The 6,905-nt window shown below is 72.5% G+C and carries 5 protein-coding genes and 1 tRNA gene; 4 read left to right on the top strand and 2 right to left on the bottom strand.

The window, feature by feature from the left end; translation table 11 throughout:
• Nucleotides 1–227: 227 nt before the first annotated feature.
• Entirely contained in the window at nucleotides 228–695 is a 468-nt protein-coding gene (locus tag ACLIBK_RS05605) for a response regulator (RefSeq protein ID WP_415386244.1), read from the bottom strand.
• Between the two features lie 300 nt (nucleotides 696–995).
• Between ACLIBK_RS05605 and ACLIBK_RS05600 the strand changes: the two genes are divergently transcribed.
• Together ACLIBK_RS05600 and ACLIBK_RS05595 are read left to right on the top strand one after the other, a co-directional pair.
• Nucleotides 996–2,393, top strand: coding sequence for a DEAD/DEAH box helicase (locus ACLIBK_RS05600; protein ID WP_415386243.1), 1,398 nt, complete (start codon nucleotides 996–998; stop codon nucleotides 2,391–2,393).
• Between the two features lie 342 nt (nucleotides 2,394–2,735).
• Nucleotides 2,736–3,074, top strand: coding sequence for a hypothetical protein (locus ACLIBK_RS05595; protein WP_415386242.1), 339 nt, complete (start codon nucleotides 2,736–2,738; stop codon nucleotides 3,072–3,074).
• Nucleotides 3,075–3,255: 181 nt separating this feature from the next.
• Here ACLIBK_RS05595 and lipB read toward each other — a convergent pair whose 3' ends face one another.
• Nucleotides 3,256–3,915, bottom strand: coding sequence for a lipoyl(octanoyl) transferase LipB (gene lipB, locus ACLIBK_RS05590; RefSeq protein ID WP_415386241.1), 660 nt, complete (start codon nucleotides 3,913–3,915; stop codon nucleotides 3,256–3,258).
• A 179-nt stretch (nucleotides 3,916–4,094) separates the two neighbouring features.
• On the opposite strand from lipB, the gene ACLIBK_RS05585 reads away from it, so the two are divergent.
• Both ACLIBK_RS05585 and ACLIBK_RS05580 read left to right on the top strand, forming a co-directional pair.
• A tRNA-Leu gene (locus ACLIBK_RS05585) sits at nucleotides 4,095–4,180 on the top strand.
• 347 nt (nucleotides 4,181–4,527) lie between these two features.
• A complete protein-coding gene (locus tag ACLIBK_RS05580) occupies nucleotides 4,528–6,798 on the top strand; it encodes an NADP-dependent malic enzyme (RefSeq protein WP_415386240.1) in 2,271 nt (756 codons plus the stop codon).
• The last annotated feature ends 107 nt before the right edge of the window (nucleotides 6,799–6,905 follow it).

The following is a 6,905-nucleotide window of genomic DNA, read 5'->3' as shown; positions in this document are numbered from 1 at the left end:
GACTTCGCCCGCCTCGCCCTGCGGCGCGACAAAACACGCTCCAGCTGGTTGGGCTTCGCCCATCTCGCCGCCACCCTCCTCAACCAGCGCTCCTCTCACTTCAGTCACACACCCTAAGCTCCTCGCGGGGGCTCCAAGGGGGCAGAGCCCCCTTGGCCACGGCCGGAACACCAAAGACCCACCGCCCCCACCGGCCCGAGCACCTCGCGATGCACCGGCTATCGCGTTCAGCCCAGGGCGCCGCCGGACAGGGAGCGGACGGCGGCGACGAACTGGTCGGAGCGGAAGGGCTTGGCCAGGGCGCGCTCGTGTTCGTCCAGCACCTTGCCGGACAGTAGCCAGGGGCGGCCGGTGACGTAGAGCACGGGGAGTTCGGGCAGGCGCTGGCGGGCGTGCTGCACCACGTCGAAGCCGGTCAGGGTGGTGCCCAGGTCCAGGTCGGTGACCAGCACCCGGCAACAATCCGGCACGGACATGAGGGCGATGGCCTCGTTCGCCTCGCTCGCCTCACGCACCGTCCAGGACTCCGCTTCCAGAATCGATACCAGCGTCGCCCGCACCAAGTCGTCGTCGTCCAGCACCAGCACGTCGAACACCGATTTCCGTACTCCCGAGCCGTCCTGCATCTCCCCCACCGCGAAACGCCCGTCGAGGGGGTGCGAGGCGCCGCGCGGAACTGTGACCGATTCGTCCACCGAAAATGCTTTTCTCCACCCCGCCCGGAATGCCCGGAAGCAGCCCCCCGCGCCGCACGGGCCAGGAACGCGGGCGCCGCGCTTGCATGCTGCACCGCGGCAAGCCATGTTGGGCGGGCCGGCGATTCGCGCCGGTGGACGTCCCCGGACGCGTGCAGGTGGCCCCCCGAGCAACGGGCGGCACAACCTCGCGGGGGACGAGATCGTCGCAAAACAGGGCCGCCGCTCGCGTCGTTCGCGGCCCGCTCGAAGCGCGCTTCCCGGATCGTTCCGGGCCGCTTCCCGGACCGTATGAACCACATGACCGACTTTACCTCTCTCGGCCTCGCCGCGCCCCTCCTGCGCGCGCTGGAGGAAGAGGGCTACACGACCCCGACCCCGATCCAGGCCCAGGCCATTCCGGCCGCGCTGGAAGGCCGCGACGTGCTGGGCATCGCCCAGACCGGCACCGGCAAGACCGCGGCCTTCACCCTGCCGCTGCTGCACCGCCTGGCCGCCGACAAGCGCCGCGCCCAGCCCACCGGCTGCCGCGCCCTGATCCTGTCGCCCACGCGCGAACTGGCCTCGCAGATCCACGACAGCGTCCGCGCCTATGGCCGCCACATGGGCCTGCGCACCGCGCTGATCTTCGGCGGCGTGCCGGAGAACCCGCAGAAGCGGGCCCTGGCCCAGGGCGTGGACATCATCGTGGCCACCCCCGGCCGCCTGCTGGACCATATCGGCACCCGCCATTGCCGCCTGGACGGGCTGGAAGCCTTCATCCTGGATGAGGCCGACCAGATGCTGGACCGCGGCTTCTGGCCGGCGATCCGCCGCATCTCCGCGATGCTGCCGAAGCAGCGGCACACGATGTTCTTCTCGGCCACCATGCCGGAAGCCATCGCGTCGCTGGCCAAGGACCTGCTGCGCGAGCCCGTGAAGGTGGAGGTGACCCCCGTCGCCACCACCGCCGAGCGGGTGAACCAGCGCGCCATCCATGTCGGCCGCGACGACAAGCGCCGCGTGCTGGCCGAGCTGCTGCGCGGCGAAGGCGTCGGCCGCGCCCTGGTGTTCTCCCGCACCAAGCACGGCGCCGACCGCATCGTGAAGCAGCTGGAACTGGACGGGCTGGCCTCCAACGCCATCCACGGCAACAAGAGCCAGGGCCAGCGCGAGCGCGCCCTGGAAGCCTTCAAGCGCGGCACCGCGCCGATCCTGGTGGCCACCGACATCGCCGCCCGCGGCATCGACGTGACCGGGGTGACGCACGTCATCCAGTACGACCTGCCCGAGGTGAGCGAGACCTACGTCCACCGCATCGGCCGCACCGCCCGCGCCGGCGCCTCCGGCGAAGCGGTGGCGCTGGTGTCCCCCGAGGACGTGCCGCTGCTGCGCGCGGTGGAGCGCCTGACCCGCCAGGCCGTCCCCGCCGAAGGCGAGGTGCCCACCGGCCCCGCGCCGCGCCCGGCACCCCGCGGCGGCCAGCGCCAGGGCCAGAACCCCCGCGGCGGCCACGGCGCCCCGCGCGGCGGCGAGCGCCGCTTCGGCGGCGGTGGCGGCGATCGGTCACGCGGCAATGGCGGCGGTGGCGCCCCGCGCCGGGATGGCGGCAATGCCCCCCGGCGCGAGGACAGCAACCACGCCCCCCGCGGCGAGGCCGCCGGTGCCAAGGACCGCGGCTGGCGCAACGGCGACTTCCGCGACAGCGGCTCCCGCTGACACCCCTGCCGGCGCGCGCAACACCGCGCGCCGGTACCGACATGACAGCCCGGCCATGTTTTCCGCGAACGGATCATGAACCCGTTCGCGGCGGCCGCCTGCCCCGGCGCTTCGGCGGCCCGTAAGCCCTTGGCGGGCCGGGCGCGGCCTAACATGGCCGTGACTTAACCGGAACATCCCGGCCGTTTTGCCCATATGCTGGCTGGCTTCGCTGCGGTTCCGCCGCAACGACCCGGCGGCATCCTGCCCCGTGGGCGATCGTTGGCCGAAGGGCCCGCGGCGCACCCACCGGACACGTCATTCCGGCGTGCGGTGTTCCTTGATCATCCTGGAGTTCCCACGATGACCCAGACCCGCTTCCTTCCCCTGTTTCTCGGCGCGGCCCTGGTCGCGACGGTGCCGCTGGCCGCGAAGGCCCAGTCCACCCCCGATGTGCGGCGCTACGAGCCCGGCGTGGCCTCGGCCGGCGTGCCGGTGACCCCGCCCCGGGCGCCGCGCCCCGCCGCCGCGGCGTCCACGCCGGATGTGCGCAGCTACGAGGCCGGCGTCGCCTCGGCCGGCGTGCCGGTGACCGATCCGAACCGGGTCTGGGCGCCCACGGCGGATGGCAGCACCGCCTCGGCCGGCGTGTCCATGGCGCCGCCGCCCGCCGCCATGGCGCAGGCCCCCGCGGCGCGCTGAATCCGGCTTGGCCGCCTGTTGAGAGGGAAAGGCCGGGGGAGTGAACTCCCCCGGACCCCCTCCTTCTTTCAGGAGTTAAGAGCGCGGGTGGCCAGCGGCGCACCCCCAAACTCCCGAAAATAGAAGGGGGTCCGGGGGGATACCTCCCCCCGGCCTGCTGCTTTCACCAAGCTCCCCGGCCTCAGCCGACCCGCGCATCCCCGAACACCTCGCCCCAGGCGGCCATCAGCGCGGCATCCACCTCCTCCAGCGTGGCGAGGACGCCCAGCGCGTGCAGGCTGGTGACACCGTGCGCGCTGATGCCGCAGGGTACGATGCCGCCGAAATGCGACAGGTCCGGGTCCACGTTGATCGCGACCCCGTGCCAGGACACCCAGCGGGTCACCCGCACGCCGATGGCGCCGATCTTGTTCTCCCGCCCGCTGGGACGGTCCACGACCCAGAGCCCGACCCGCCCGTCGCGCCGCTCGGCCCGCACGTTGAAGCGGTCCAGGGCGCGGATCACCCATTCCTCCAGACCATGCACGTAGGCGCGGATGTCGCGCGCCGCCACCGTGCCGTGCGGCCGCTGCAGGTCCAGCATCACGTAGGCCGTGCGCTGCCCGGGGCCGTGATAGGTCCATTGCCCGCCGCGCCCGGCCTGGAACACCGGAAAGCGGGCCTCCACCAGCCCCTCGGGCGTGGCGGAGGTGCCGGCGGTGTAGGTGGGCGGGTGCTCCACCAGCCAGACCGCCTCCCCTGCCGTGCCGGCGCGGATGCCCGCCGCCCGCGCTTCCATGGCGGCCAGCGCATCCGGATAGGGGGTACGGCCTTCCGCCACGATCCATTCCGGCCCGCTCACTGCGCCGGGCCTTGCCGCGGGTGCGACGGCGGATGTCCCCGCTGGCGCGGTGCCGGGCGTTGCCACCGCGCCGGATGTCGCCGCCAGGGCGGGACGGGGCGTTGCTGCCGTCGCGCTCATCGGCTATAGGCCCCGCCGCGGTGCGACTCTCGGCCTGATCGGGGGTTCGCGTCCGCTTCGCGGTCGTGGCGGAATGGTAGACGCGCCAGCTTGAGGTGCTGGTGGGGGCAACCCCGTGGAAGTTCGAATCTTCTCGACCGCACCATTTCCTCAGTTCGGTTCCTGTGCTTCCCGGCCCGGCCGACGGCGCCCCTGCCGGGCCTGCCGCCGCCCTCGTGTGCCGGATGCCTCACTTCGTCATCCCGGCCTGTCCCGGCAAGCGGCGCTGCGCAGCCCCCGCAATCCGGTCCCGCACGGCCCGCTGCCGCCGCGAAGCCCTCGCCGTGCTTCCGCCCAGCGTTGTTCCATCTCCGCCGGCTGCCCCGCGCCCCAGGCACGGCCGCCGCGCCATCGGCGAATGGGGCCTTCCCTCGCGGGCGCCCAGCCGTCACTTTCGGTGGGGTCTGGTTCTGGCCCATCGCCGCTGCGGCGGCGGTGCGCGAAGGGGTTGTGATGGACGAGGATTTCCGCAAGGCCGCGCTGGACTATCACCGCTTTCCCCGCCCGGGAAAGCTGAGCATCGAGCCCACCAAGCGCATGGCCACCCAGCGCGACCTGGCGCTGGCCTATTCCCCCGGCGTCGCCGCGGCCTGCGAGGAGATCGCGGCCGATCCCACCACCGCCTGGGACTATACCTCCCGCGGCAACATGGTGGCGGTGATCACCAACGGCACCGCCGTGCTGGGGCTGGGCGCGATCGGTGCCCTCGCCTCCAAGCCGGTGATGGAAGGCAAGGCCGTCCTGTTCAAGAAGTTCGCCGGGCTGGACTCGGTGGACATCGAGGTGGACGAGCGCGACCCCGACAAGTTCGTGGACGCGGTGGCGGTGCTGGAACCATCCTTCGGCGCCATCAACCTGGAGGACATCAAGGCCCCCGAGTGCTTCGAGATCGAGCGCCGCCTGCGGGCGCGCATGAAGATCCCAGTGTTCCACGACGACCAGCACGGCACCGCCATCATCGTCTCGGCCGCCGTGCGCAACGGGCTGCTGCTGCAGGGCAAGGACATCGCCGAGGCCCGCATCGTCACCTCCGGCGCCGGCGCCGCCGCCCTGGCCTGCCTGGACCTGCTGGTGGCGATGGGCGCCAAGCGCGAGAACATCACCGTCTGCGACATCGAGGGCGTGGTCTACGAGGGCCGCCCGGTGCTGATGGACCCCTACAAGTCCCGTTACGCCCGACAGACCGATGCCCGCCGCCTGCCCGACGTGCTGGCCGGCGCCGACGTGTTCCTGGGCCTGTCCGCCCCGCGCGTGCTGAAGTCGGAATGGCTGGCCAGCCTGGCGCCGAAGCCGCTGATCCTGGCGCTGGCCAACCCCGAGCCGGAGATCCTGCCCGAGGCGGTGCGCGCCACCCGCCCCGATGCCATCGTGGCCACCGGCCGGTCGGACTACCCCAACCAGGTCAACAACGTCCTCTGCTTTCCTTTCATCTTCCGCGGCGCCCTGGATGCCGGCGCCACCACCATCAATGAGGAGATGAAGGTCGCGGCGGTGGAGGCCATCGCCCGCCTCGCCCGCGTGGAAGCTTCCGAGGTCGTGGCCGCGGCCTATGGCGGTCAGGCACCGGTCTTCGGCCCCGACTACATCATCCCCAAGCCCTTCGACCCCCGGCTGATCCTGGAAGTCGCCCCCGCCGTGGCCCGCGCCGCCATGGAATCCGGCGTCGCCACCCGCCCCATCGCCGACATCGCCGCCTACCGCCATTCGCTGGAACGCTTCGTGTTCCGCTCCGGCGACCTGATGCGCCCGGTCTTCGAGGCCGCGCGCAAGGCTCCCCGCCGCGTCGCCTACGGCGACGGCGAGGACGAGCGCACCCTGCGCGCCGCGCAGACCGTGCTGGACGAGGGCATCGCCGAACCCGTGCTGATCGGCCGGCGCGAGGTGATCCAGTCCAAGGTGCGCGCCATGGGACTGCGCATGGACCTGCAAGAAAGCGTCACCATCCTGGACCCCGAGGCCGACACCGCCGTGTTCGGCCCCCTCACCGACCTCTACGCCCGCCGCGTCGGCCGCCGTGGCATCCCGCCCGACGCCGCGGCGCTCAACGTCCGCACCCGCACCACCGTCGCCGCCACCCTGCTGTTGGAGGACGGGCAGGTGGACGCGGCCATCGTCGGCGGCACCGGCGAATGGATGCGACACTGGCACCAGGTCAACGACATCGTCGGCAAGCGCGCCGATGTCGGCCGCGCCTACGCCCTGACCGGCGTGATCACCCAGGCCGGCGTGCTGTTCTTCGTGGACACCCACCTGCTGGTGGACCCCACCGCCGAGCAGGTGGCGGAGATGACCCTCCTCGCCGCCGCCCAGGTCCGCGCCTTCGGCCGCCAGCCGCGCGCCGCGCTGCTCTCGCACTCCTCCTTCGGCGCCTCGCAGGCACCCTCCGCCAAGAAGATGCGTGACGCCCTGAAGCTGATCCAGGCGCGCGACCCCGGGCTGGAGGTGGACGGCGAGATGCACGCCGACGCCGCCCTGATCCCCGCCATCCGCGAGCGCGCGGTGCAGGACGGCCGTCTGACCGGCAACGCCAACCTGCTGGTGTTTCCCAACCTCGACGCCGCCAACATCGCCTACAACCTGGTCAAGGCCGCCGCCGACGGCCTGCAGGTCGGCCCCATGCTGCTGGGCATGCGCAAGCCCGTGCACGTCCTGGTGCCCTCCGTCACCGCCCGCGGCATCGCCAACCTGACCGCCCTGGTCGTGGCCCAGGAAGCCGCGGCCTGACAGCGCCTGCCGGCCGGCGTGAGGTTGCCGGTCCGGGGTGGGGTGGTTGGGTCTGGGTGGCCTGAGCCGTGGCCAGGGGCGCTGCCCCTGGACCCCAGGGCAAAGGC

The organism is Roseomonas sp. BN140053 (assembly GCF_047690175.1).
Taxonomy (GTDB): domain Bacteria; phylum Pseudomonadota; class Alphaproteobacteria; order Acetobacterales; family Acetobacteraceae; genus Roseomonas.
Note: the sequence above shows the minus strand (reverse complement) of the source record. Positions and strands in the feature narration are given on the sequence as shown.